Below are 26,015 nucleotides of genomic sequence, written 5' to 3'. Positions count from 1 at the left end.
GATGAGAAATCAACTCACTGCCACTGACCCAGCCATCGCCCATTCAGGCACGCCCAATGACTTGCGATATGCCGCCTGGGCGCCAGACACACCAAAACGCTCAGTCGACAAGCGTGCCTGGCGCCGCATCTCCGCCATCTCGTCCCGTAACGCTCCCCTCACCTGCTCCATCAAAGCGTCCCGATCGAAGAAGCCCACCAGGCGCCCGTTCACCCCGTCGCGCACCAGCTCGCGCACCGGCGCCGTGTCCGACGCCACGATGCGGCAGCCGCTGGCCATCGCTTCCAGCAGGCTCCACGACAGCACGAAGGGGTAAGTCAGGTAGACATGGACGGCGGAGACTTGCAGCACTTTGCGATAGACGTCGTACGGCACCTTGCCCAGGAAGTGCACCCGGTTCAGATCGACGGGGTTTTCCCGCAGCAGCTTCTCGCGCCAGTTGGCGGCGTCCGTCGGCGCGTTGCCGTAGCTGATGCCGTCGCCGCCGACGATCACCACCTGACAGTCCGGCTCGGCCCGTAACAGCTCCGGCAGCGCGCGCATGAAGACGTGGAAACCGCGGTAGGGTTCCAGGTTGCGCGCGACATAGCTGACAATCGGCTGTCCGGCCCGCAGCCTGCGGCCGTTCGGCAGCGTCAGTTCGGCGCTCGGGTCCGAGCCCAGCAGTTCGGTGCGGATGCCTTCGTGCGCGATGTGCAGTTTGTCGCGGTAGGCGGCCGGATGCAGGCTGTACTGCCAACGGGTCGGGCAGATGCCGGCGTCGGCGTTGTCCAGGTTCAGCAGGTGCAGCGCGTTGCGCGCGCGCAGCCGCGCCGCGGCGTCCAGGCTGAGCGGGAATTCCGGGTCGAAGTCGGCGTCGGCGCCGCGACCGTGGTAGAAGTATTCGCAGTAGTGGATCAGCCGCGCGTCGGGAAACAGGTCTTTCAGGAACAGCGTCTCGCCCCAGCCCGGATGGGCCAGGATGACGTCGGGCCGGTAGCCGCGCCGGGCCAGCGGCAGCAGGGTCCGCAGCACCGCCTGGCCATGCAGCACCGCGTCTTCGTAGCTGAGCAGGTAGGGATGCGTTTCCCGGCGCGGACCGCGGTGCGGCCGGTAGCGCAGCAGCCGCACGCCCGGCAAGCCGGGCGCGGTGTCGCGCCCCACCGCCAGCAGTTCGACGTCGGCCCGGGTTTTCAAATCGTTGGCGATGTGGCACAGCTGGCCGGGGAAGTTCTGGTGGATCAGCAGGATCTTCATCTCAACGCTCCCGCAGGCCTTCGCCGACGTGTTCCTGCAGCGGGCTGAGGAAGTAGTCGATCACCCGGCGGCGGCCGGTCTTGATTTCGGCGCTGACCGCCATGCCGGCGCTCAGATTGACGCGGGCGCCGTCTATCAGCAGGTGGTTTTGCTTCAGCCGGATGCGGGCCGGGAACAGCAGGCCGCGCTTTTCGTCTTGCTGCGCGTCGTGGCTGACGCTTTCCACCACGCCGTCCAGATAGCCGTAGCGGGTGTAGGGGAAGCTTTCCACCTTGACCGTCACCGTCTGGCCCGGCCGGACGAAGCCGATGTCCTTGTTTTCGATCTGCGCTTCCACCTCCAGCGTTTCATTGGCCGGCACCACCGCCAGCAGCGGCTGGGCCTCGGTGACCACGCCGCCGACGGTGTGGATGGCCAATTGCTGCACGCTGCCGGACACCGGCGCGGTCAGCCGGGTCAGCGCCTGACGGCGGCCGGTCTTCTTCACGTCCTCGCCGGACTGGGTGGTCTGCTCGCGCGCTTCGCGCAGCTTGTCCAGCGCGTCGCGGCGGAAGTCGGCGCTCAACGCTTCCAGCTCCTGCCGCTGGCTGGCGAGGGCGGCGGCCAGTTCCCGGATGCGGCTCTGCTGGCTGGCCAGATCGCCCTGCTGCTCGATGCGCGCCTGCTGCTTGTCCAGGTAGGCGTGCCTGGAGATGAAGTTCTTGTCCAGCAATTCCTGGTAGTCGTGCTCGCGCGCTTCGGCCAGCCGCACCGTGCCCTGCAGCTTCAGCACCTGTTGGCGGACGGTGGACAGCTCGGCCTCGCGCTGTCTCAAGGTGGCTTGCAGCGCGTCGCGCTTGGCCTGGTAGGCGCGCCATTGGCCGACGGCCAGCGTCTCTTCGTTCAGTTGTTTGGCCGGCTCGACGCCGTCCAGCGCCGCCAGTTGCGGCAGCCTGCCGTTGTCGAGCGCCGTCAGCAGCGCCTGGTAGCGGGCGGCCGTCAGTTGCGCCACGTCTTGCGCCTCGTCCGCCTTGCGCTTGTCGGCGCTGACCGCGGTGGCGTCCAGTTCGATCAGCAGTTGGCCGGCCTTGACCAGTTGGCCGTCGCGCACGTGGATGGCCTGGACCACGCCGGGCTCCAGCGGCTGGATGATCTTGGTGCGGCCGCCGCTGACGGTTTTGCCGGCGGCGACGGCGACGATGTCCAGCTGGCCGATCAGCGCCCACAGCAACGCGCAGCCGAACAGCGCGACGATGACACGCATGCTCCAGCGCGGCAATGGCGAGGCCGGACTGTCGGTCAGCTCCAGGTGGGCCGGCAGGAAGGCCAATTCGTCCGCGCTGCGCGGTTTGGGGTCGAGCTGGTGGCGGATGGACCAGTGGTCGGCGAAGACCTGGCGGTAACGTTGCAGAAAGGCCTTCAGCGCCTCGATTCGATGTTTCATCGCGGCTTATCCTTGCTGCAGGCGGTGGAGATGGGCGTAGTAGCCGCCCGGCTTTTGCAGCAGCTCGGCATGGCTGCCGGCCTCGACGATGACGCCCTTGTCCATCGCGATGATGCGATGGGCGCCGCGCACGGTGGACAGCCGGTGGGCGATGATCAGCACGGTGCGGCCCTGGCAGATCGCGCGCATGTTCCGCATCACCGCGCGCTCGGATTCGTAGTCCAGCGCGCTGGTGGCCTCGTCCAGGATCAGGATGCGCGGGTTGCCGACCAGCGCTCGGGCGATGGCGATGCGCTGGCGCTGGCCGCCGGACAGGCTGGCGCCGTGCTCGCCGACCACGGTGTCGTAGCCCTCGGCCAGTTCCATGATGAAGTCGTGGGCGCCGGCCAATTGGGCGGCGCGGATCACCGCCTCCAGCGGCATGCCCGGATCGGACAGCGCGATATTGTCGCGCACGCTGCGGTTGAACAGCAGGTTCTCCTGCAGCACCACGCCGATCTGTCGCCTCAGCCAGGCCGGATCGGCCAGCGCCAGGTCATGGCCGTCCACCAGCACGCGGCCGGATTCCGGCACGTACAGCCGCTGCACCAGCTTGCTCAGCGTGCTCTTGCCGGAGCCGGAGCGGCCGACGATGCCCACCACCTCGCCGGCGCCGATCTCCAGGCTCAGCCGGCGCAGGATCTCCGGACCGTCCGGGCGGTAGCGGAACACCACCTGGTCGAACTCGATCTTGCCCTGGATGGCCGGCAGCATCGCGCGGCTGGCCGGCAGCTCGGTGCGGGTGTTGAGAATGTCGCCCAGCCGCTCCACCGAAATGCCCACCTGCTGGAAGTCCTGCCACAGCTGGGCCAGCCGCACCACCGGCGCCGCCACCTGGCCGGCCAGCATATTGAAGGCGATCAGCTGGCCCACCGACAGCTCGCCGCCGATCACCAGCTTGGCGCCCAACCACAGCGTGGCCACCGTCACCAGCTTCTGGATCAGCTGCACGCCGTTCTGGCCGATATTGGCCAGCCGCGTCACGCGGAAGCCGGCGGCCACGTAAGCGGCCAGCTGGTTGTCCCAGCGCCGGGTCATGTGCGGCTCCACCGCCATCGACTTGATGGTGCCGATGCCGCCGACCGACTCCACCAGGAAAGACTGGTTGTCCGCGCCGCGGGCGAACTTCTCGTCCAGCCGCCGGCGCAACAGCGGCGTCAGCAACGCCGACCAGGCGGCGTAGCACGGCAGCGATACCGCCACGAGCAGCGTCAGCCAGCCGCTGTAATAGCACATCACCGCCAGGAACACGAAGGAGAACAGCAGGTCCAGCACCGTGGTCAGCGCCTGACCGGTCAGGAAGTTGCGGATGGTATCCAGCTCGCGCACCCGCGCCACCGTGTCGCCGACCCGGCGAGCCTCGTAATAGGCCAGCGGCAGCGCCAGCAGGTGACGGAACAAGCGCGCGCCCAGCTCGACGTCGATGCGGCTGGTGGTGTGGGCGAACACGTGGCCGCGCAAGGCGGACAGGATCACGTTGAACACCGACAAGCCCAGCAGGCCGACGGCGATCACGTCCAGCGTGTTAAAGGCGCGGTTGACCAGCACCTTGTCCATCACCACCTGGAAGAATAGCGGCGTCACCAACGCGAACAGCTGCAACGCCAAGGACACGCCCAGCACCTCCAGCAGCAGCTTGCGGTACTTGACGACGGCCGGCACGAACCAGGTGAAGTCGAACTTGGCCAGCGCACCGGCCGCCGACGCGCGCGACGCCACCACCAGCAGCCGGCCATCGTAGCGCGCCGCCAGCTCGGCCAGGCTCAACACCACAGGGCGGCCCTGCTTCAGATCGTGGATCAAGACCTTGCCGTCATCGCAGCGGGCGACGATGAAGTGCTCGCCGTTGGCGGCCAGCGCCAGCGCCGGCAGCGCCATCAACCCAAGGCGATCCAGCGGCTGGCGGACAATCTTGGCTTTCAGTTCCAGGCGCTTGGCAGCGAGGAGGAGATCGGTTTCGGTAAACGGATCGGCGGAACGGCCGAACTGGTGAGAGAGTTGCTGGGGATCGGCGGCAATGCCGTGGAACTGGGCCAACAGCACCAAGCCTAATAAACCATGGTCCAGTCGGCTGTTTTCGACCACACGCGATATGGTGGTTTCCATAAAACACACCATGGGCAAAATTTAAATGCCCACATACTTTAACAAAATTACTTATCGGTCAAAGCTCATCACCTCTGATGGATGATATTTGTTGCAAAACAATCAATAGCTGACCACAGATATATTTATTATTATTTATCATGCATCAGAAATTAATCATAACGTTCCGAACATTGCGCTTACTGCCGATCTCTCCCCTATGCAGCAAAACCCTCCGCGCCCTGACCACTCAAGGGCCGCGGCTTTTCCTGCGTAGAAAAAAGGACTTTGAATTTTCGCCACAAATCGGCAATTAAGCCTCCCATAGCCAATGCTGTTACTCCTTCTACAATAACAACCGACAATGCCTGACCCGCTTTTTCAAAAAAATTAAGAATCGTCTCAAATTCACCCAAAAGCTGAATAGGAGAATACAGGTAGCAGGCAGCAAAAATTAAAAAGCCTTCCCGAGTCGGGAAGGCTTTTCGCCAAACAGCAATGTCGCGCTTGCGGCAAGCGCCTCGTCACACTTCCCAATACTCCTTCTCCCGGCCCTGCGAGCCGGGATTGAGTTGCTCGCGCAGGCTGCGCAGTTTTTCCGGCTCGCCGCGGACGCGGAAGCGGCTGCCCTCTTCCTCTGCATGCTCCTCCAGCACCTGGCAGTGGCTGTAGATTTCGCCGCGCAGCTGCTGGGCAGACCACGGCAGCAGCAGCTCGTCCTCCACCAGGTCCTGCTGGAAGAAGGAAACGATGGTCGCGTGCAGGCTGGATACGTCGTCCGGGCGGCGCGCGCTCATCACCACGCAGCCGGGATAGCGCTGTTGCAGTTCCGCGGCCCAAGCCGCCTGCTGGTCTTCGTCGCCGACATGGTCGATCTTGTTGAACACGCGGATGCGCGGCAGTTCGTCGGCGCCGATCTCCTTCAGCACCTCGTCGGTCACTTCCAGCTGGCGCTGGAAGCCGGGGTCGCTGGCGTCGATCACGTGCAGCAGCAGCGAGGCGTCCAGCGCCTCTTCCAGCGTGGACTTGAACGAGGCCACCAGGCCGTGGGGCAGGTTCTTGATGAAGCCGACGGTATCGCTGACCAGCACGCGCGGCACGCTTTCCGGGTACAGCACCCGCACCGTGGTGTCCAGCGTGGCGAACAGCTTGTTGGCCACCAGCACCTCGCTGCCGGTCAACGCGCGCATCAGCGTGGACTTGCCGGCGTTGGTGTAGCCCACCAGCGACACCCCGCCCAGGCCCAGGCCCTGCCGCTCCAGACGGCGCGCGCGCTGCGTCTTGCGCTCCAGCTCCATCGCGACGATTTCGCGCTGCAATTCGGCGATGCGGTCGCGCACCTTGCGGCGGTCCAGCTCGGTATGCGATTCGCCGGCGCCTCGTCCGCCCATGCCGCTGCGCTGCCGGCCCTGCGGGCCGGCCAGCTTGGCCGCCTCGCGCAAGCGCGGCGCCATATAGCCGAGACGGGCGATTTCCACCTGGGCGCGCGCCGCGCGCGAGCGGGCGTTGCGGTGGAAGATCTCCAGGATGACCATGGTGCGGTCCATCACCTCGCAGCCGACGGCCAGCTCCAGATTGCGCGCCTGCGACGGCGAAATTTCGTGGTCCACCAGCAGCGCGTCGATCTCGACGGCACTGGCGTCCATCTGCTGCGGATCGTCTTCCAGTTCGTCGGCTCGGATGCCGCGCTTGACGAATTGGCTGATTTCTTCCAGCTTGCCCACGCCCATATAGGCGGTGCGGTCGAAGCTGTTGCGCTTTTGCACAAAGGTCTGCACCACCTGGAAACCCAGGGTCTTGGCCAGCTCGCTCAGCTCGGTGAGCGAGGCCTCGAACTCGACATCGCTGACTTCCGGCAACTGCACCGAGGCCACAATGGCGTAGCGGGGCTTCTCTTTGACTTCAGTTTGCATCTACGGATGGCTTTGCTTGTTGGATGACAGAGCCCAGATAGTACCCGCAAACGGCGTTTCCCGCTGGCAAGTTGAGCGTCTTCCTTGACCGGACGGCCGCCGCCGCCGATACTCGTGCCGCTTCATGGCCATCAGGCCCCTACTCTTTATTCAATAGCTGTCGTCATTCATGCCATTTACTTCCCTGGGCCTGCAGCCCGACCTGGTCCAGTCCGCCATCGATCAAGGCTATATCCGGCCCACCGCCATCCAGAACGCCGCCATCCCCGCCATCCTGGACGGCGTGGACGTGCTGGCCACCGCGCAGACGGGCTCCGGCAAGACCGCGGCCTTCTGCCTGCCGCTGCTGCAGCAATGGCTGGCCAGCCCGCGCGCGATGCTGCGCCAGCCCAGGGCACTGGTCTTGCTGCCCACCCGCGAATTGGCGGCACAGGTCGGCGACATCCTGAGCGATCTGGCCCAGGCGCTGCCGCGCAAGCTGAAAGTGGCCGTGGTCTACGGCGGCGTATCGATCAATCCTCAGATGATGGCGCTGCGCGGCGGCGCCGACATCGTGGTGGCCACGCCGGGACGGCTGCTCGACCTGCTGGACCACAACGCGCTGCGCTTGTCGTCGATCAAGACCCTGGTGCTGGACGAGGCCGACCGCCTGCTGGACCTGGGCTTCGCGGACGAGCTGGCCAGCGTGCTGGCCCGCCTGCCGCCGTCGCGGCAGAACCTGCTGTTTTCCGCCACCTTCCCGCCGGCGGTGCGGGGGCTGGCTGAGACGCTGCTGAGACAGCCCGCGCGGATAGACATCGAACAGACCGCCGACACCGCGCCGGACATCGTCCAGCGCGCCATCGAGGTCGACGCCGACAAGCGCACGATGCTGCTGCGCCACTTGCTGCAAACCCATGGCTGGGACCGGGCGCTGGTCTTCGTCGCCAGCCGGCAGGCGGCCGACCGGGTGGCCGGCAAGCTGCAGCGCAACGGCGTGGCGGCCGCCGCGCTGCACGGCGATTGCAGCCAGAGCCAGCGCGGCCAGGTGCTGGCCGATCTGAAGTCGGGCCGCTTGCGGGTGCTGGTGGCCACCGACGTGGCGGCGCGGGGCATAGACATCGCCCGGCTGCCGGTAGTGGTCAACTACGACCTGCCTCGCTCGCCGGTGGACTACACCCACCGCATCGGCCGCACCGGCCGCGCCGGCGCCAGCGGCGAGGCCATCAGCTTCGTCAGCGCCGACTGCGCGGCCCATTTCCGGCTGATAGAGAAACGCCAGCGGGTGCAGCTGCCGCGCGAGCGAATCGCCGGCTTCGAGCCGACCGGGACCGCCGTCCCGGCGGCCTCGCTGACGGACCCCGACGGCAACGGCGGCATCAAGGGCAAACGCAAGAGCAAGAAGGACAAGCTGCGCGAGGCCGCGGCCCGGCAGCAGGCCGACAGCGGCCAGGACGAGCGCTGACGGGACAGGCGCTCAGGCCGAACCGGTTTTCGTTCGCTTCGACCTTGTCTTGCCGGCCGCAAGATTCAGCGCGATCGCGGCGCGGACCAGCGCCTTGAACGCCTCGGCGTCCACCTCCTCGCCGTCCCGGATGTCGATCGCGCGCCTGGCGTTGCCGTCCAGGCTGGCATTGAAAAGCCCGGTCGGATCGTCCAGCGAGGCGCCCTTCAGAAAGGTCAGCTTCACCACCGACTTGTACGATTCGCCGGTGCAGACGATGCCGCCACGCGACCAGACCGGCGTGCCCATCCACTTCCATTCCTCGACGATGTCCGGGTCCGCCTCGCGGATCAGCCGGCGCATCCTGTCCAGCGCCTCGCCGCGCCAGTCCGCCAGCTCGGCGATTCTCGCGTCTATCCGCGCCGACGCCGGCGCGGCCGAATCAGGCTGTTGCATCGTCCCTCCCCTGGTGAGCCGGACCGGTTGCGCGATGCTCCCGCGTCTTTCCGTCCGTTCGCGTTCATGGCGGTGGCGCCATCCATTGGATAATGGCCGTAGCCGCTCGACGATGCCAAGCTGCGATTGATGCGCCCGAATGACCGTGCCGACACGGCTCGGCCTTTCCCGCATCAGGCGACGGGCAAGGCCTCGTCCAGCAACGCGCCCAGCCCATGCATCGCCCGCGCCCTCAGGCATTGCGGCGAGCCGGCCTCCACCTCGCGGCAGGGGCTGGGGCGGCGCGGGTAGATGTCGCAGGCGACGCCGGCGCCCACCTCGCCCCGCAACGCGGCGCAATGCGGGCTGCCGGACCAGGTGCCGCGCATGCAGCGGGTCCAGTCGTTGACTTTTTCGGTCAGGGTGTTCGGCACCAGACCGCCGCCGTCGTCGGCCTCGGCCCAGTAGAAGGAAACGCGGAAGCTGGCGCAGCACGCGCCGCAGGATTGGCAGGGATTGCTTTTTTCACTCATGGCAAGCAAGAAAAACAGGTTGCGGATCGCGCCCGGGATGGGCAGGAAATGCGATTCGGGTATTCTGTCAGGCTTGCTAGCCGTCTTCAAGCGAAACTATCTTGATGCCAGCCAATCGGCGATGCCCAGCCCCGCCGCGCGGCCGCTGGCGAAGCAGGCGGTCAGCAGATAGCCGCCGGTCGGCGCTTCCCAGTCCAGCATCTCGCCGGCGCAGAACACGCCGGGCAGCGCGCTGAGCATCTGCCGCGCGTCCAGCGCGGCGAAGTCGACGCCGCCGGCGGTGCTGATCGCCTCGTCGATAGGCCGCGGCGCGGTCAGTGTCAGCGGCAGCCGCTTGATCGCGGCGGCCAGCGCCGTCGGGTTCTGGAACGATTCCTTGTCCAGGCACTCGCGCAGGATGCCGGCGCGCGCGCCCTTCAGGCTCAGTCGGCTTTGCAGATGGCTGGACAGCGAGCGCGAGCCGCGCGGGTGCGCCACCTCGGCCAGCACCCTGGCTTCGTCCCAGGCCGGAATCAGGTCCAGATGGCAGGTGGCGGCGCCGGCGCGGGCGATCTCGTCGCGCAGCAGCGCCGAGCAGGCATAGATCAGGCTGCCCTCGATGCCGTGCCTGGTGATCACGCATTCGCCGACGCGCTTGAACTCGCGTCCATCGGAACCCAGGAAGGACAGGCCGACGGCCTTCAGCGGCTCGCCGGCGAACTTGTCGGCGAAGAAGTCGCTCCAGTCGGCGTCGAAACCGCAGTTGGACGGCGCGAGCGGCGCGGTCACGACGCCGCGCTCGGCCAGCCACGGCAACCAGCGGCCGTCCGAGCCCAGCTTCTTCCAGCTGCCGCCGCCCAGCGCCAGCAACGTCGCGTCGGCGCGCACCGCCAGTTCGCCGTCCGGCGTGTCGAAACGCAAGCCGCCGTCGGCGCCCCAGCCCTGCCAGCGATGGCGCACATGGATGCGCACGCCGGCCGCTCGCAGCCGGCCCAGCCAGGCGCGCAGCAGCGGCGCGGCCTTCATCTCGCGCGGGAAGACGCGGCCGGAGCTGCCGACGAAGGTCTCCACGCCCAGGCCGTGCACCCAGGCGCGCAGCGCGTCGGCGTCGAAGTCCCGCAGCAGCGGCTCGATCTGCCCGGCGCGCTCGCCGTAGCGGCCGACGAAGGCCGGGTACGGCTCGGAATGGGTGATGTTCAGCCCGCCTATGCCGGCCAGCAGGAATTTGCGGCCGACGGACGGCATCGCGTCGTACACGTCCACCGCGTAGCCGCGCTGCGACAAGACCTCGGCCGCCATCAGGCCCGCCGGTCCGCCGCCTATGATGGCGACGCCGCGCCCCATTCCGTCATTCATGCCCATTCCCTGTGTTTCCTGTCCCGATTCCGCCATAGCCGTGGCGACAAGGGCGCGATTGTTGCAGAAATCGGCGCCGAACCCAAGCACAGCATAGCCCGCCGCTGGCAAGGCCTATCCGCCGATTGTTTGATCTGCGCCAATGGCGCGTCCGCGCGCGCCACTAGAATCCCCATGGCATGCCGGCGCGGCGCCTCCCCGGCGTCCGCGCGGCGCGGACACACGACAACAACAGGAGACGGGGCCGCCGCCCCTGCAGCGATCATGAGAAAATTTTCCGACTGGCCGATCTGGCTGCGGCTGACCGGCGCGATCTGGACCTGCCTGGTGCTGGCCTGGGGCGGGCTGATCGCCTGGGAAACCCAGGCCAGCCGAGACATCGCCGTCGAGCAGGCCAAGGATCTGGCGCACAGCATGAACGAAATGACGCTGGCCGGGCTGACCGGCATGATGATCACCGGCACCGTCGGCCAGCGCGACGTGTTCCTGGACCAGATCCGGGAGCTGGCCGCGGTGCGCGATCTGCGCGTGATACGCGGAGACGCGGTCAGCAGGCAGTTCGGCCCCGGCAACGCCGGCGACAGGGCCGGCGCCGCCGACGAGACCGAGCGCGCCGCGCTGCGCGACGGCAAGCCGCGCATCGCGATCGAATCGACGCCACAGCTGGGCGAGCATCTGCGCGTGGTCTATCCGGCGCTGGCCTCCGCCAAATACCTGGGCAAGAACTGCCTGGCCTGCCACCAGGTGGCGGACAAGACGCCGCTGGGCGCGGTCAGCATGAGGATTTCGCTGGAGAAGCCGTACGCGGCGGTCGAAGCCTTCCGCACCCGCAGCATCCTGTTCGCGCTGTTCGCCTCGCTGCCGATGCTGGCGGTGGTCTATCTGTTCATCCGCCGTTTCGTCACGCGGCCGCTGCAGGACATGGCCCGGGGCCTGGCCGAGCTGGCCGGCGGCGAAGGCGACCTGACGCGCCGGCTGCCGGAGCGCAGCCGCGACGAGATCGGCACCACCGCCCATCTGTTCAACCGCATGCTGGGCACGGTGGCCGGCCTGGTGCGCCAGGTGGGCGCCAGCGCCGACGCGGTGGCGCTGGCCGCGCGCCGGCTGTCCAACGGCGCCGGACAGCTGGCCGCCAGTTCCCACCGCCAGAACAGCCAGTCGCAGGCCGCGGCCGAGGCGGTGGACCAGTTGGCCGCCCACATCGGCGAGATCGCCGGCCAGGCCGAACACGTCAGCAGCGGCGCCGAGGAAAGCCTGCAGCGCTCGGAACAGGGACGGCAGAGCCTGCACCGGCTCCAGCGCGAGGTGGGCCAGGCGGAAAGCGCGGTGCAGCTGATGGCGCAGGCGGAGAACGAACTGGCCAGCTCCACCGCGGTGATCACCCATATGACCAAGCAGGTGCGCGAGATCGCCGAGCAGACCAATCTGTTGGCGCTGAACGCGGCGATAGAGGCCGCGCGCGCCGGCGAGCAGGGCCGGGGCTTCGCCGTGGTGGCCGACGAGGTGCGCAAGCTGGCCGAGAAGTCGGCCAAGTCGGCCAGCGAGATCGACGCCGTCACCGGCGCGCTGAACGGCAAGACGGACGCGGTGCGCCAGGCGGTCAGCGCCGGCCTGCAGTCGCTGGAGGCCAGCCGCCAGTCCACCGACAGCGTGGCCGGGGTGCTGGACGCGGCCAACCGCTCGGTGGCCGCGGTGCGCAGCGGCCTCAGGCAGATCGTCGAGGTGACCGAACAGCAGAAGCTGAGCAGCCAGACCGTCAACGAAAACATAGACGCCATCGCCGAGATGGCACGCACCAACGACCAGGACATCCAGCAGACCGTCGGCGCCGCCGAGGAGCTGGAGGCGCTGGCCAGACGGCTGACCGACTCGGTGTCGCGCTTCCGGGTATGAGCAGGCGGGCCGGCAAAAACGACGGCATCTGTTAAAACTAGAGAGGAAGACCCCAGCGCCCGGCTCCGCCGGGCTTTTTTCAGCCGAAATGCGCCGGGCATTTGGCCGCGAGCCTCACTGCTGTTACACTGCCCAGCCTTTAGCCAACCGCGCCAAGTCATTGTGAAACCAGCCGCTTTTTCCACCCTGCCCCTGCCCGCCCCGCTGCTGTCCAACCTGGACAGCCTGGGCTACCACCAGATGACCGCCATCCAGGCCGCCAGCCTGCCCGCCATTCTGGAAGGCCGCGACCTGATCGCCCAGGCCAAGACCGGCAGCGGCAAGACGGCTGCGTTCGGCCTCGGCCTGTTGGCCAGCCTCAACCCTCGCTGGTTCGGCGTGCAGGCGCTGGTGATGTGTCCGACGCGCGAGCTGGCCGACCAGGTGGCGCAGGAAATCCGCCGCCTGGCGCGCGCCATCGACAATATCAAGGTGGTGACGCTGACCGGCGGCACGCCTATGGGCCCGCAGATCGGCTCGCTGGAGCACGGCGCCCACATCGTCGTCGGCACGCCGGGCCGGCTGCAGGACCACCTGTTCCGCGAAACGCTGAACCTCGCCGGCGTGAAGACGCTGGTGCTGGACGAGGCGGACCGGATGATAGACATGGGCTTCATCGAGGAGATCGTCGGCATCGTCCGCGCCTGCCCGAAGAACCGCCAGACGCTGCTGTTCTCCGCCACCTACCCGGAAGACATCCGCAAGGCCAGCGCGCAGTTCCTGAAAAACCCGGTGGAAGTGAAGGTGGAGTCGCTGCACAAAGCCGACCACATCGAGCAGTGGTTCTACAAGGTGAAGCCGGAAACCAGGCTGGAGACGGTCACCCGCATCCTGCGCCACCTGCGCCCCACTTCGGCGCTGGCCTTCTGCAACACCCGCGAGCGCTGCAAGGAGCTGGTGCGCGAATTGCAGGAACAGGGCTTCAACGCGCTGACGCTGCACGGCGACCTGGAACAGCGCGAGCGCGACCAGATCCTGCTGCGCTTCGCCAACAAGAGCGCCACCGTGCTGGTGGCCACCGACGTGGCGGCGCGCGGCCTGGACATCAAGGAACTGGACCTGGTGATCAATGTCGACGTCACCCACGATCCGGAAGTGCATATCCACCGCATCGGCCGCACCGGCCGCGGCGAGCAGCACGGTCTGGCGCTGACGCTGGCCACCGACAGCGAGGCCAAGCGTCTGGTGCAGATCGAGAACTACCAGCAGGCCGACCTGACCTGGGCCGACGTGGAAGAGCTGACCCCGGCCCCGGGCGGCCCGCTGCTGCCGCCGATGGTGACGCTGGAGATCGCCGGCGGCAAACGCGAGAAACTGCGTCCGGGCGACCTCTTGGGCGCGCTGACCGGCGAGGCCGGCTTCGCCGGCAGCCAGATCGGCAAGATCAACATCTTCGAATTCGCCAGCTTCGTCGCGCTGGACCGCGCCATCGCCGAACAGGCGCTGGCCAAGCTGTCCCAGGGCAAGATCAAGGGCAAGCAGTTCAAGATGCGCCTGATCGGCTGATCCGCCCCGCCGTCGAACAAAAAGGCCATCCCTGGGGATGGCCTTTTGCTTGCCGCGCCTAGAACGGCCGGTCGCCCAGTATCGTCGCCCGGTGCATCACCCGCCGCGCCGGCCGGTAGTCGTCCACCGCGTAATGTATCGTGCAGCGGTTGTCCCAGAACGCCACGTCGCCGGCCTGCCAGCGCCAGCGCACCGAGAACTCCGGCCGCGACTGGTGAGAAAACAGGAACTGCAGCAGCGCCTGGCCCTCGGCTTCCGGCAACTCGTTGACGGCGACGGTGAAGCCCTCGTTGACGAACAGCGCGCGGCGGCCGCTCTCCGGATGGATGCGCACCAGCGGGTGGCTGATAGGCGGATGCTTGCGCCGCGTCTCGTCCCAGCGGCGGCGGTCCTCGTCGGTCAGGCCGTAGCGCGCCAGCGGGAAGGACTTGGCGAAGTCGTGGACGGCGCTCAAGCCTTCCAGCCTGGCCTTCAGGCTGGCGGACAAGGCCTCGTAGGCGGCGATGCCGCTGGCCCACAGCGTGTCGCCGCCCAGCTCCGGCAGCTGCCTCGCCGCCAGCACCGCGCCCAACGGCGGGGTCTCGATGAAGGTGACGTCGGTGTGCCAGATCGCGTTGTCCCGCAGGTCCACCGCGTCGGTGTCCAGCACCACGATCTCGCGGGCGTCCGGATGCTGCGGGTAGATAGGGTGGGTGTGCAGATCGCCGAAGCGGACCGCGAAATTGCGCTGTTGCAGCGGCGTGATGTCCTGGCCGCGGAAAAACAGCACCTGGTGGCGCAGCAAGGCCTCGTTCAGCGCGCGCCGCTCGGCGTCCTCCAGCGGCCGCGCCAGGTCCATCCCCTCTACCACCGCGCCCAGCGCCGGGCTCAGGCGGGTCAGTGTCAAACTCATCAGAGTCTTCTCCTTATTATCGTTGTCTATCAGTCTTCTTGTCCGTACCAGGGCGCCAGCCGGTTCTGCAAGGCCCTGAGGCCCAGTTCCAGCGCGAAGGCGACCGCGGCGATGACCAGGATGCCCAGCACCACCACGTCGGTGGCCAGGAATTGCGCCGCCGACTGCACCATGAAGCCCAGGCCCCGGGTGGCGGCCACCAGCTCCGCCGCCACCAGCGTGGACCAGCCGGCGCCGAGGCCGATGCGGATGCCGGTCAGTATCTGCGGCAGCGCCTCCGGCAGCACCACCAGCCACAGCAGCTGGCCGCGGCCGGCGCCCAGGCTTTGGGCGGCGCGCAGCCGGCTACGGCTGACGCCGGCCACGCCGTGGCGGGCGGCGATCGCCACCGGCGCCAGGATGGCCAGGAAGATCAGCAGCACCTTGGACAACTCGCCTATGCCGAACCAGATCACGATCAGCGGCAGATAGGCGAGCGGCGGCACCGGACGGTATGCCTCCAGCATCGGATCAAGCAAACCCCGTGCCAGCGCGCTGCGCCCCATCAGCGCGCCCAGCGGCACGCCGACCGCCACCGCGGCGGCCAGGGCCAGCGCGATGCGCTGCAGGCTGGCCGCCAGGTGCTGCCACAGCGTGGCGTCCATGAAGCCCTGGCCGGCCACCGTCAGCAGCTTGGCCCACACCGCCTCCGGCGTCGGCAGGAACAGCGGCGGCACCCAGCCGCTGTGCGCCAGCAGCCACCAGCCGGCCAGCATCCCCGCCGCGCCGGCCGCGCCCGCTCCGGGACGGGGCAGCCTGCGCGGCGACCCGCCGTCCCGCCCGGAAACGGACAGCAGTTCCTGTTCCGCCGTGGTTTCGATGCCGCTCATGACCATGCCTCCGTCTGGCGCTGGGCGAACACCTCGGCCAGCAATTGCTCCCTCAACGCGATGAACGCCGGATCGGACTTGATCGCCCGCGCGCTCTCGCCGGCGCGCCAGCGGCGGCTGAACGGCGGCCGCAGCGTCTTGACGATGCGGCCGGGCCCCGGCGACATCAACACCAGCTCGGTGGCGAGGAACAACGCCTCCTCGATATCGTGGGTGATCAGGAAGACGCTGCCGCCGGAGCCGGCCCACACCTTCAGCAACAACAGCTGCATCTGCTCGCGGCTGAAGGCGTCCAGCGCGCCGAACGGCTCGTCCAGCAACAGCACGCCGGCGCGGACCGCCAGCGCCCGCGCGATGCCGACGCGCTGCCGCTGCCCGCCGGACAGCTGCCACGGATAGCGCGCGCCGGCGTCGGCCAGGTCCACCCGCCGCAGCGCCTCGTCGGCGGCCTCTCGGCGGGCGGCGCGCGCCACGCCGCGCAAGCGCAGGCCGAAGGCGACGTTGTCGCGGGCGCTCAGCCACGGCAGCAGCGCATGCTGCTGGAACACCACCGCGCGTTCGGCGCCGGGCCCGGCCACCGGCGCGCCGCCGAAGCGCACGCTGCCGGAATCGGGAAACTGGAAGCCGGCGAACAGATTGAGCAAGGTGGTCTTGCCGCAGCCGGACGGCCCCAGCGCCACCGTCAGCTCGCCCGGTCCCACCTCCAGCGACACCCCGTCCAGCGCCGGCCGCGCCTGGCCCGGATAGCGCACCGACACCCGGTCGGCAATCAGGGCGGCCATCGCTACCTCGCCGTCTTGACGAAGCGGCTGGTCACGAAGGGGCCGTAGTCGGGCTGCAAGGACTCCACCTTGCCCTGCGCCTTCAGGAAGGCCGCCGTCCTGCCCACCGCCGCCGCGAACGGCGATTGCAGCAGCGCCGCCTGCTCGTCGCGGTTCAGGAAGCGGTTGCCGTTCAGGCCGGCCACCACGTCCGGCGCGGCGGCGCCGGTCAGCCGGCTGATCTTGGCGATATTGCCGGGATTGGCGGCGAAGGCCCGCGGATCGGCCCGATAGCCGGCGATGGCGTCCAGCGACACCTTGGCGAAGCGGGCGACAAATGCCGGATGGGCGGCGGCGAAGTCCTTGCGCACCACCCAGATGTCGTAGGTGGGCGCCCCCCACTTGGCCACCTCGGCCGAGCTGGTCAGCACCTTGCCGCCCGTCTTGATCTTGCCCAGCGCCGGGTCCCACACATAGGCGGCGTCGATGTCGCCGCGCTGCCAGGCGGCCGCGATCTCGCCGGGCCGCAGATTCAGGATCGTCACCTTGGCCGGGTCCACGCCCCAGTGGCGCAGCGCAGCCAGCAGGCTGTAATGGGTGGTGGAGACGAAGGGCACGGCCACCTTCTTCCCGGCCAGGTCCCGCGGCGTGGCGATGCCGCTGCCGTTTCGCGCCACCAGCGCCTCGGCGGAGCCGATCTCGTCGGCCACCAGGAAGGTCTCGATAGGCAGGCCGCGACTGGCGGCCGCCGCCAGCGGGCTGGAGCCGATATTGCCGATGGCCACGTCGCCGGAAGCCAGCGCGGCGATCAGATCGGCGCCGCTGTCGAACTTGCGCCAGTTGATGCGGCTGCCGGTGGCCTTCTCGTAGACGCCGTCGGCCTGCGGAATCTTGGTGGGGTCGATGCCGGTCTGGTAGCCGACGGTGACGGCGTCGGCCGCGGCGGCGAGGCCGGCCGCCAGCGACAGGGCGGCGGCGACAAGCAGGCGGAACGATGGGGACGGTTTTGCCATGGCGGTATCCTACGGGTGTCAACGGGTTGCAAACGCCAAGCCAATCTAGCAAGCCGCCCCGGCTCCGCTAAGCAATTAATCATGGTTTGCTTATCCGTTTTTGCGCAAACCAATGAAAACAGGGCCTCGCGGCCCTGTCGAACTTCCCCGAACTTCCTTGTTATGCGGTTCAGACCTGGTACTGCGCCACCGTCTGCTGGATATGGCCGGCCTGCTCGCGCAGCTGGCGCGCGGAGCTGGCCGAATCGGTCGAGGTCCTGGAGTTGGCTTCGGCCATCTGCGCGATCTGCTCCACCTTCTGCGCGATGATGTTGCTGGCGCCGCCCTGCTCGACGATGCTGTTGGAAATCTCGCTTATCAGCATCACGCCGTGCTCGGAACTGGTCTTGATCTGCTGGATGGCCTCGCTGGCGCCGCGCGCCTTCTCCGCCTCCTGGTTGACGCGGTCCACCACCTGCTGCATGCCGCTGACGGCCGCCTGCGTGCCCTGCTGCATCTTGTTTATCACCTCGGAAATCTCGGTGGTGGAACTGGCGGTGCGCTCGGCCAGCTTGCGCACCTCGTCGGCCACCACGGCGAAACCGCGTCCCATCTCGCCGGCACGCGCCGCCTCTATCGCCGCGTTCAGCGCCAATAGATTGGTCTGGTCGGCGATGTCCTTGATCACCCCCAGCACGGTGGCGATGGTGGCGCTGTCCTCGCGCAGCTTGCCGATGCGGTCGGCGGCGTCGCCGACCGACGCCGCCACCGCGCTGATGCCGTCCACCGTGCCCATCACCACGCGGCTGCCGCGGTCGGCCACCTCGCCGGCGTCGCGCGCCTGCAAATTGGCCTCGCGCGCGCGGTCCGCCACGTGGTTGATGCTGACCGTCATCTGCTCCACCGCCGCCGCCATCGCCGACGCCGATTCGCTCTGCGTCACCGAGCTGTCGGCGATATTGCCGGACGAGTCCGCCATGCTGACGATGGCGCCCTCCATCGCGCCGACGCTCTGGCGGATCTCCTGGAAGCTCTGCTGCAGCCGCCCCATCAGCTCATTGAAGGCGGAAGCGGTCTTGCCTATCTCATCCATCCGCCTCACCGGCGCGCGCAGGCGGAAATCCAGCGAGGTGCGCACCGACTGCATCGTGTGCAGCATCTGCGCCAGGCTGCTGCGGATATTCAGGAACAGCTGGCCGCTGAGCCAGCCGCACACCGCCACGACCAGCGCGATCAGCACGATGGACTGCCACAGCGCCGCCTCGTAGGCGGCGGCGTTTTCCACGCTCAGCGTATCGGCCAGCTTGTAGTTGAACTCGATGTGATCAATCAAGGCCTGGTTCAAGGTCTTGGCCTCGACCGCCATGTCGCCGGTCATCAGCTTGTCGGCCCCGGCCACATTGCCGGCGGCCGACAACTGGAAATATTTATCGCGCTGCTGGCGGTACAGCTTCATGCCGTCGCGGTCCACGACCAGCAGCTTGCGGTCGTCGTCGTTGGAAACCAGGTCTTTGTCGTACTTGTCCATCGCGGCGTCGAAGCGCTTGTCCAGATCGCCCAGCGCCGCCAGCTGGGCCGCCTTGGCCGCCGGATCGGACAGGGCCACACTGCGCGCCAGCGTCAGCCGCATGTCGGCCAGCGCCTCCTTGGCTTCGTCCAGCGTATGGATGCTGGGGAAGGTATTGATCTTCAGGTATTCGAAACGCCCGTCCGCCTGCTTCTGCTGCCACACGCCCTGAATGCCGATCAACAGCATGGCGATCAGTGCCAGCGCGGTGGTCAACAGCAATCTCTTGGTAATGCTCATGTCCGGCTCCTCGATAAACCATACCGCCGTCAATTCATCGCCATTCACATTTACGAGAATTTACTTAAGGGTATTTATAGACCGCATAGCCGCGCAAACAACCAATCTATTTGCATAGGCGCACAATGTCCCGCCATCACTGGCTTTCAGTGCTTTTACGCCGTCTATTGTTTTTTAAACCGCGATTGCCGATCCAGCCAGGCCATTTATGCCGCCTTGACTCCCATCCATGCCCAATTAGTATTTAAAATGCATCTTCACTTACCGATGCCATATGAAAATTGTGTGTCGATGCCTGGATGCTTGTTAAACAACACAGGGAGAGTATTCGATGCAATTACGCATATTGCTTTGCGCCGCGGCGTTGGCCGCGGCCCTTCCCCCGGCGCAGGCCGCCTCGCCGGCGCCCGCCACCGGCGGCACCCTGCCGAGTGGTCAAAACTCCGACCAGCTCGTCTGGGAGCATTTCGCCGACGTCGTTTCCACCACCGGCGGCGGCACGGTCAGGTTTGAAACCTGGGCCTCCGACGAAGACATCTACAAAACCAACCCGCCCGTCTGGCCGGACGGCTCCAAGCCGATCATCAAGCGCCTGCACCCCGGCCTGCTGCAACGGCTGCTGACCCCGCACTCGCTGCGCGTCGACGCCATCGCGCCCGGCACCAGCTGCGACCAGGTGAACAATCCGGCCGCCGGCAACTTCCCCACCACGTCCAGCGGCGGCCAGGCCCCCTGTTACGCCGAGGAAGTGCGGCGCAACCGGCCGTCCTTCGACTACATCGTGCAGAACAATCTCCATACCACCGCCGGCCTGAAGGCCGCCTGGCAGCGCGCCCAGCAGGGCCAGCCGGTATCGCTGCCGACCAGCGCCATCGAGGTCAAGGCCGATTGGGTGCCGATCAAGACGCTGATAGCCTGGCTGGGACAGAACGGCCGCAAGCTGAGCCAGAGACAGGCGATGACCGCCTACTACACCACCCGCTCCCAGGGCGTGGTCTACGGCCTGGCCGGCCTGCACATCAGCTCCAAGGAGATTCCTAACTGGGTCTGGGCCACCTTCGAGCACCAATACAACCCCGGCCGCTGCGATACGATGGGCTGCCATGACAGCTACGGGGCCGTCACCGCCAACCTGTCGCCGGCCAAGACCGCCAACACCCAGTACCCGGCCTGCACGAAGACCCCGGCGCTGAAAGCCTTGTTCAAACTGCACGGTCTGGCCAAGGTGTGGGACAACTACTGCCTGAAGGCCTCGCAGATCAGCTACACCAGCGCCAGCGGCGCGCCGCTGATCAACGGCAACTCCTTCACCGAGCGGGTCGCCGCCGGCGTGCCGATCGACCAGTCCTCGTGCATCGCCTGCCACGCCGCCGCCGGCTTCAACCAGGCGGGCAAGCCCTACACCGACCTGCTCGCCGGCAAGCCTTCGCCGACAGGCAACGTCCAGTTGCCGGCCGACATCGCGCCAAGCGACTTCATCTGGGGCATCCTGTTCATCAATCAATAAGCGCCGGCCGGCCCGCCCGAAGCCGGGCGGGCCGTTGCGACAAAGAATTCAAGGCCTTGCGCGCGCCGCCGCCTTCCCTCGCGGCCGGAAAAACGGTATCATGCGGCCGCTTCGAGCCCGGCCGCGCGGCGGACGGGCAGTGTTTCCTGGGTTCCCTCACCCCATCCAGCAAAAAGGATTCAACCGGATGTTCGCCTTTACCGACCGGCAGCGCCTGTCCGCGCTGCTGTGGCTGTCTTTGTTCCACATTGCCATCATCGCCTCCAGCAACTACCTGGTGCAGCTGCCGATCACCGTGTTCGGCTTCCACACCACCTGGGGCGCGTTCACCTTCCCGTTCATTTTCCTGGCCACCGACCTGACCGTGCGCATCTTCGGCGCGCCGCTGGCCCGCCGCATCATTCTGGCGGCGATGGTGCCGGCGCTGCTGATCTCCTACCTGGTGTCCACGCTGTTCTACCAGGGCGCCTGGCAGGGCGCGCAGTCGCTGCAGCACTTCAACCTCTTCGTCGCCCGCATCGCCGCCGCCAGCTTCGCCGCCTACGCGCTGGGGCAGATCCTGGACGTGCAGGTGTTCAACCGCCTGCGCCGGCTCAAGGCCTGGTGGGTCGCCCCGGCGGCCGCGATGTTCTTCGGCAACATCAGCGACACGCTGTCCTTCTTCTTCATCGCCTTCTACAAGAGCAGCGATGCCTTCATGGCCGCCAACTGGGTGGAGATCGCCCTGGTCGACTACAGCTTCAAGGTGCTGATCTGCATGCTGTTCTTCCTGCCGATGTACGGCGTGGTGCTGAGAGTGATCGTGCAGAAGCTGCTGCAGGCCGGCGCCGTCGAACAGCCGCAGGCGGCGTGATTCGTCCCCAGACGTAAAAAACGGCCGCGTCCCGTCGGGACGCGGCCGTTTTGTCTTGCGCGCCGGCGGCTCAGGGACGCATCGCCTCCCACACCTTGGCGCTGTCGACGATCTGCTCGAACTTGACGATCTTGCCGTCGCGCAGCGTGTAGACATGGGCGAAGGACGCGGTGAAGCCCTTGCCGGTGGCCCGGTAGGTGCCGTGGTAGAAACCCTGGGCCACCACGTTGTCGCCGTCGACGAAATAGCGGTCCACCGCCGCGCGGTAGCCTTCCCATTCGCTGCCCAGGCGCTTGAACACATTGTCGACGATGGCCTGCGGGCCGATATAGGTGCCGGCGTACGGGAAACCCGCCGCCTCCGTCCATTCCGCGTCCGGCGCCAGCGCCGCCAGCAGATTGCGGCCGTTGTCCTCGGATTTTCCTTCGTAAGTGGCGCGGACGATGTCCAGATTGCTAGCCATGCTGCTTGACCTCTCAAATAACAATCGTTCTCAAGTGATGGCGCATCGCGGAATTGCAAGCCCCAGCCCGCATCATAGCCGCCGCGCCGGCCATAGGCACCTCGAGGCAACTATCCCACCTGCCGGTGCCTACTTCAGGCCCGCCCCGGCCGGCCGTATACTGGCCCGATACCGATACGGACCATCAGCATGACGCCCCCAGCCTCTCCCCGCCTTTCCATCCTGGACCTGGCCCCCATCGTCGCCGGCGGCGACGCCGCCCAGGCGCTGCGCAACAGCGCCGCGCTGGCCCGCCACGCCGAACAGCTGGGTTACACCCGCTTCTGGGTGGCCGAGCACCACAATATGCAAGGCGTGGCCAGCTCCGCCACCGCGGTGCTGATCGGCCATGTCGCCGCCCACACCGAAAGCATACGCGTCGGCTCCGGCGGCATCATGCTGCCCAACCACCCGCCGCTGGTGGTGGCCGAACAATTCGGCACGCTGGCCACGCTGTTTCCCGGCCGCATCGACCTGGGCCTGGGCCGCGCCCCCGGCACCGATCCGCTGACCTCGCGCGCGCTGCGCCGCGACCGCTTCGCCGCCGAGGACTTCCCGCAGCAGGTGGCCGAACTGCGCGGCTACCTGGGGCCGGAACAGCCCGGCCAGCAGGTCCGCGCCATTCCCGGCATCGACACCCGGGTGCCGGTGTGGCTGTTGGGCTCCAGCCTCTACGGCGCGCAGCTGGCGGCGCAACTGGGCCTGCCCTTCGCCTTCGCCGCCCACTTCGCCCCGGCCCATCTGGACGAGGCGCTGCAACTGTACCGCCACCTGTTCCAGCCGTCCGCCGAGCTGTCCGAACCGTACGCGATGGCCTGCATCCCGGTGCTGGCCGCCGACAGCGATGAAGAGGCGCAGCGGCTGGCCACCACGCCGTACCAGAAATTCCTCAACCTGATCCGAGGCGACCGCCGCCCGCTGCCGCCGCCGGTGGACAGCATGGACGGCCTGTGGAACCCGCGCGAGGAATTCTCCGTCCGCCACGACTGGCTGGGTGCCGCGGTGTTCGGCGGCCCGGACACCGTCAAGGCCGGCCTGCAGGCGCTGCTGGACCGCACCGGCGTCGACGAGATCATGCTGTCGATAGACTGCCACGACTTCGCCGACCGGCTGCGCGCCTGCGACATCGTCGCCGGCCTCCTGCCGCAGCTGAAAACCCGCCGGCCGGCCGCCGCCGCCGTCGATTGACACGAAGGGCCGCGCCGGCAAAGCAAAAGCCGCGACAAGCGCCGCGGCTTTTCTCTGCAACCCTGCCCGCCCGCCGCTACTCGGACTCGCCGGCGATCAAGCGGTACACCCGCGCGCCCAGCACCGCGCCGACGATCGGCGCCAGCCAGAACAGCCACAGCTGCCTCACCGCCCAGTCGCCGACGAACAAGGCCACCCCGGTGCTGCGCGCCGGATTGACCGAGGTATTGGTGACCGGGATGCTGATCAGGTGGATCAAGGTCAGCGCCAAGCCTATCGCCAGCGGCGCGAAACCGGCCGGCGCGCGCTTGTCGGTGGCGCCCATGATGACCAGCAGGAAGAACATCGTCATCACCACCTCGCACACCAGGGCCGCCGGCAACGAATAGCCGCCCGGCGAATGCTCGGCATAACCGTTGGAAGCGAAGCCCTTGGCCACATCGAAACCGGCCGCGCCGCTGGCGATCACATGCAGCACCGCCGCCGCGGCGACGGCGCCCAGCACCTGCGCCACGATGTAAGGCCCCAGCTGAGCGGCGGGAAACCGCCCGCCGGCCCACAAGCCGACCGAAACCGCCGGATTCAGGTGGCAGCCGGAAATATGGCCGATCGCGTAGGCCATCGTCACCACCGTCAGGCCGAAAGCCAGCGCCACGCCGGCGAAGCCGATGCCCAGATTGGGAAACGCCGCCGCCAGCACCGCGCTGCCGCAACCGCCCAGCACCAGCCAGAAAGTGCCCAGAAACTCCGCGCCATAGGATTTCATCGCCGCCCCTCTTCAAGGTTTCAAAAAAACCGGACCCTCGGCAGCCGGCATGGCCGATGCGCCGCGGAACCTGATCGATTGCCGTTTAACCATAGCAAGTGAAGAGCGCCAGCATGCCCGCGACGCGCCGCGCTGCAAACTGGCCGAAATCCCCGACCGATCCGTTCGCGGCGGCAATGCCGGGTCGCCAGGCAGCGATCGGCGACGAAACCGTGCCGGGGCGATGCTATCATCGACGGCCCGACACCAACCGAGCGCAAGCGATGGAAGGACTGCTGGACTGGATGCTCGCAACGCTGGCCTTGCCGAAAGCCGGCTTGTCCGCCACTTTCATCATCAGCCTCGCATCGGCGACGCTGCTGCCGCTGGGCTCGGAACCGGCCGTGTTCGCCTACATCAAGCTCAAGCCGGACCTGTTCTGGCCGGTGCTGGCCGTCGCCACGCTGGGCAACACCATAGGCGGCTTGATCAATTGGTGGATGGGATACGGCGCCAAGCTCGCGCTGCTGCGCTACCGCGTCCGCCGCAGCCACCGCGCGCACGGCCATCCGCACGCCCGCCCCCGCGCCGGCAAGCCCGCGCTGAACCCGCGCCACGTCCGCTGGATGCGCCAAAGAGGCGCGCCGCTGCTGCTGCTGTCCTGGCTGCCCGGCATAGGCGACCCGCTATGCGCGGTGGCGGGCTGGCTGCGCATCCCGTTCTGGCCCAGCGCCTGCTATATGGCGGTCGGCAAATTCCTGCGCTACCTCGTCACCACCTCGGCGCTGCTGTGGGTGCCGGACAGCTTCTGGCATAGCCTGGGGCAGTGGTTTTGAGCGGCGCGCAAGGCCCCGGACCCTATCCCGATTACATGCGGAAGTCGATTGGGCTGAATGACATGTTCGGCACTGCGGCAAAGCCCCTCTCCCCTCGCGGGAGAGGGCTTGGGAAGAGCGGACGCCGCCCCCGGCATCGGCGAACGCCCATAGCGGGAAAACGTCGGCCGAAGCTAGCCGGCAATCCGCCCCATCCGTTCCGCCAGCCGCAGATGGCAGGCCGCCGCCAGCTTGACCAGATCGGCGTTGTTGACCGGCATCCTGCCCGGCTCGGCGATCAGCTCGGCCAGCCCTTCCAGCGTGGAGACCGAACAGGACAGGCCGATCAGCTTGCCATGCGGCCAACGCTGCCGGTTGCGACGCTCGTAATCCAGTGCCACCACCCAGCGCGAATGCTGCCACGGCCCGGGGCCGCGCAACACCGCCTCCATCACCGCCCGGCTGACCTGCTGGGCGGCTTCCGCCGCCAGCGCCAAGGCCAGATGCAGGCTCTCCGCCGTGGTGGCCGATCCGCCCTCATGCAGCAAGGCCGGCCGCGTCTCCTCCCGCCACCAGCGCCGCAGCCGCCGCGCGCCCGGCTTCTTCACCCGCCGCACCAGCTCGTCCAGCTCGCCTTCGGACAGGCACAGCACCGGCTCGGCCTCGCCGGCCAACAGCAGCAGCCGACCGGCCGGCGCTTCCAGCGCCGGCAGCAGCTCGTTGACGTCCTGTTGCAGCGCGGCGGCCACTTCGGCGGCGACAAACCAGAAGCCCTCCTGCCGACGGACCACGCGCAGCGGCAGGTCTTTGGCGTAGTCGAGGCGTAGCGGCGCGTTGACATCCAGGTCGATGTGATGGTTCATCGCCGGCCGCTCCGGCACGGCCTGGGTGCTTGCAAGCCCATGGCGGGAGAAATCGGATGCGGTAGTGCGCGATGCGACCGCATGTCCGGGCACGGCCCAGGGTAGATCGCGGAGAAAGGAAGATGGGAGCTGAAGGCGGAAGGCGCTTCAGAAACAAGATTGATCATGGCCATGGCGGCCTCCTGTGCTTTGAGAGAAGAAGCCCACCGTGGGGGTGGGGGTGCTCTCAACGGCACAGCCGTCCGGGTCCTTACGGATACCCGACACCCCCCTTGATCGCGGCGGCGTGCGAATGCACACCTTGCGGAATGAAGGTGCAAATGATACCGCCTAAACTGGGCGGATGCAGCTGTGCTTTGAG

The 26,015-nt window shown here is 67.5% G+C and carries 22 protein-coding genes; 7 read left to right on the top strand and 15 right to left on the bottom strand.

Annotation, left to right across the window (positions count from 1 at the left end; translation table 11 throughout):
• Nucleotides 1-9: 9 nt before the first annotated feature.
• From WNM05_RS10360 to hflX, 4 genes are all read right to left on the bottom strand, one after another.
• Nucleotides 10-1,236, bottom strand: a complete 1,227-nt coding sequence (locus WNM05_RS10360; RefSeq protein WP_434634761.1) for a glycosyltransferase family 4 protein — start codon at nucleotides 1,234-1,236, stop codon at nucleotides 10-12.
• Nucleotide 1,237: 1 nt separating this feature from the next.
• A complete protein-coding gene (locus WNM05_RS10355) occupies nucleotides 1,238-2,659 on the bottom strand; it encodes an HlyD family type I secretion periplasmic adaptor subunit (RefSeq protein WP_434634760.1) in 1,422 nt (473 codons plus the stop codon).
• Nucleotides 2,660-2,665: 6 nt separating this feature from the next.
• Entirely contained in the window at nucleotides 2,666-4,804 is a 2,139-nt protein-coding gene (locus WNM05_RS10350) for a type I secretion system permease/ATPase (protein ID WP_434634758.1), read from the bottom strand.
• Nucleotides 4,805-5,307: 503 nt separating this feature from the next.
• Nucleotides 5,308-6,696, bottom strand: coding sequence for a GTPase HflX (gene hflX / locus WNM05_RS10345; RefSeq protein ID WP_434634757.1), 1,389 nt, complete (start codon nucleotides 6,694-6,696; stop codon nucleotides 5,308-5,310).
• A gap of 169 nt (nucleotides 6,697-6,865) precedes the next feature.
• Here hflX and WNM05_RS10340 point away from each other — a divergent pair, with 169 nt between their 5' ends.
• The gene (locus tag WNM05_RS10340) at nucleotides 6,866-8,140 is read left to right on the top strand and encodes a DEAD/DEAH box helicase (RefSeq protein ID WP_434634755.1); all 1,275 of its coding nucleotides are present in this window, start codon (nucleotides 6,866-6,868) and stop codon (nucleotides 8,138-8,140) included.
• A gap of 12 nt (nucleotides 8,141-8,152) precedes the next feature.
• Here the strand turns inward: WNM05_RS10340 and WNM05_RS10335 are convergent, their stop codons facing one another.
• From WNM05_RS10335 to WNM05_RS10325, 3 genes are all read right to left on the bottom strand, one after another.
• Nucleotides 8,153-8,575 (bottom strand): DUF1801 domain-containing protein, encoded by a 423-nt coding sequence (locus WNM05_RS10335; protein WP_434634753.1) that lies wholly within the window; start codon nucleotides 8,573-8,575, stop codon nucleotides 8,153-8,155.
• A 173-nt stretch (nucleotides 8,576-8,748) separates the two neighbouring features.
• A complete protein-coding gene (locus tag WNM05_RS10330) occupies nucleotides 8,749-9,087 on the bottom strand; it encodes a YkgJ family cysteine cluster protein (RefSeq protein ID WP_434634751.1) in 339 nt (112 codons plus the stop codon).
• Nucleotides 9,088-9,183: 96 nt separating this feature from the next.
• Entirely contained in the window at nucleotides 9,184-10,422 is a 1,239-nt protein-coding gene (locus WNM05_RS10325) for a TIGR03862 family flavoprotein (protein WP_434634749.1), read from the bottom strand.
• Nucleotides 10,423-10,686: 264 nt separating this feature from the next.
• Between WNM05_RS10325 and WNM05_RS10320 the strand changes: the two genes are divergently transcribed.
• Together WNM05_RS10320 and dbpA are read left to right on the top strand one after the other, a co-directional pair.
• Nucleotides 10,687-12,315 (top strand): methyl-accepting chemotaxis protein, encoded by a 1,629-nt coding sequence (locus tag WNM05_RS10320; protein WP_434634747.1) that lies wholly within the window; start codon nucleotides 10,687-10,689, stop codon nucleotides 12,313-12,315.
• 162 nt (nucleotides 12,316-12,477) lie between these two features.
• Nucleotides 12,478-13,860: an ATP-dependent RNA helicase DbpA gene (gene dbpA / locus WNM05_RS10315; protein ID WP_434634745.1), complete on the top strand. Its 1,383-nt coding sequence runs from the start codon at nucleotides 12,478-12,480 to the stop codon at nucleotides 13,858-13,860.
• A 58-nt stretch (nucleotides 13,861-13,918) separates the two neighbouring features.
• Here the strand turns inward: dbpA and tauD are convergent, their stop codons facing one another.
• The 5 genes from tauD to WNM05_RS10290 all read right to left on the bottom strand — a co-directional run bounded on the left by tauD (nucleotide 13,919) and on the right by WNM05_RS10290 (nucleotide 19,181).
• Nucleotides 13,919-14,752, bottom strand: a complete 834-nt coding sequence (gene tauD / locus WNM05_RS10310) for a taurine dioxygenase (RefSeq protein ID WP_434634743.1) — start codon at nucleotides 14,750-14,752, stop codon at nucleotides 13,919-13,921.
• Nucleotides 14,753-14,781: 29 nt separating this feature from the next.
• Nucleotides 14,782-15,621, bottom strand: coding sequence for a taurine ABC transporter permease TauC (tauC, locus tag WNM05_RS10305; protein ID WP_434634741.1), 840 nt, complete (start codon nucleotides 15,619-15,621; stop codon nucleotides 14,782-14,784).
• Nucleotides 15,618-16,403 (bottom strand): taurine ABC transporter ATP-binding subunit, encoded by a 786-nt coding sequence (gene tauB / locus WNM05_RS10300; protein ID WP_434634740.1) that lies wholly within the window; start codon nucleotides 16,401-16,403, stop codon nucleotides 15,618-15,620. The genes tauC and tauB overlap by 4 nt, the downstream gene beginning before the upstream one ends.
• 2 nt (nucleotides 16,404-16,405) lie before the next feature.
• Nucleotides 16,406-17,395, bottom strand: coding sequence for a taurine ABC transporter substrate-binding protein (tauA, locus tag WNM05_RS10295; RefSeq protein ID WP_434634738.1), 990 nt, complete (start codon nucleotides 17,393-17,395; stop codon nucleotides 16,406-16,408).
• Between the two features lie 169 nt (nucleotides 17,396-17,564).
• Nucleotides 17,565-19,181 (bottom strand): methyl-accepting chemotaxis protein, encoded by a 1,617-nt coding sequence (locus tag WNM05_RS10290; RefSeq protein WP_434634737.1) that lies wholly within the window; start codon nucleotides 19,179-19,181, stop codon nucleotides 17,565-17,567.
• Nucleotides 19,182-19,512: 331 nt separating this feature from the next.
• Between WNM05_RS10290 and WNM05_RS10285 the strand changes: the two genes are divergently transcribed.
• Nucleotides 19,513-20,688 (top strand): hypothetical protein, encoded by a 1,176-nt coding sequence (locus WNM05_RS10285; protein ID WP_434634735.1) that lies wholly within the window; start codon nucleotides 19,513-19,515, stop codon nucleotides 20,686-20,688.
• 187 nt (nucleotides 20,689-20,875) lie between these two features.
• A complete protein-coding gene (locus WNM05_RS10280) occupies nucleotides 20,876-21,541 on the top strand; it encodes a 7-cyano-7-deazaguanine/7-aminomethyl-7-deazaguanine transporter (RefSeq protein WP_434634733.1) in 666 nt (221 codons plus the stop codon).
• A 70-nt stretch (nucleotides 21,542-21,611) separates the two neighbouring features.
• On the opposite strand, the gene WNM05_RS10275 is transcribed toward WNM05_RS10280, so the two are convergent.
• Entirely contained in the window at nucleotides 21,612-22,004 is a 393-nt protein-coding gene (locus WNM05_RS10275; RefSeq protein ID WP_434634732.1) for a nuclear transport factor 2 family protein, read from the bottom strand.
• Nucleotides 22,005-22,193: 189 nt separating this feature from the next.
• Between WNM05_RS10275 and WNM05_RS10270 the strand changes: the two genes are divergently transcribed.
• Nucleotides 22,194-23,231, top strand: coding sequence for an LLM class flavin-dependent oxidoreductase (locus tag WNM05_RS10270; protein WP_434634730.1), 1,038 nt, complete (start codon nucleotides 22,194-22,196; stop codon nucleotides 23,229-23,231).
• Between the two features lie 76 nt (nucleotides 23,232-23,307).
• On the opposite strand, the gene aqpZ is transcribed toward WNM05_RS10270, so the two are convergent.
• Nucleotides 23,308-23,997: an aquaporin Z gene (gene aqpZ / locus WNM05_RS10265; protein ID WP_434634729.1), complete on the bottom strand. Its 690-nt coding sequence runs from the start codon at nucleotides 23,995-23,997 to the stop codon at nucleotides 23,308-23,310.
• A gap of 263 nt (nucleotides 23,998-24,260) precedes the next feature.
• Between aqpZ and WNM05_RS10260 the strand changes: the two genes are divergently transcribed.
• A complete protein-coding gene (locus WNM05_RS10260; protein ID WP_434634726.1) occupies nucleotides 24,261-24,812 on the top strand; it encodes a YqaA family protein in 552 nt (183 codons plus the stop codon).
• Between the two features lie 173 nt (nucleotides 24,813-24,985).
• Here WNM05_RS10260 and WNM05_RS10255 read toward each other — a convergent pair whose 3' ends face one another.
• Nucleotides 24,986-25,654, bottom strand: coding sequence for a hypothetical protein (locus WNM05_RS10255; RefSeq protein ID WP_434634725.1), 669 nt, complete (start codon nucleotides 25,652-25,654; stop codon nucleotides 24,986-24,988).
• Between the last annotated feature and the right edge of the window lie 361 nt (nucleotides 25,655-26,015).

The organism is Chromobacterium sp. CV08 (assembly GCF_051129845.1).
In the GTDB taxonomy this organism is placed as follows: domain Bacteria; phylum Pseudomonadota; class Gammaproteobacteria; order Burkholderiales; family Chromobacteriaceae; genus Chromobacterium.
This window is presented reverse-complemented; position numbering and strand designations above follow the sequence as displayed.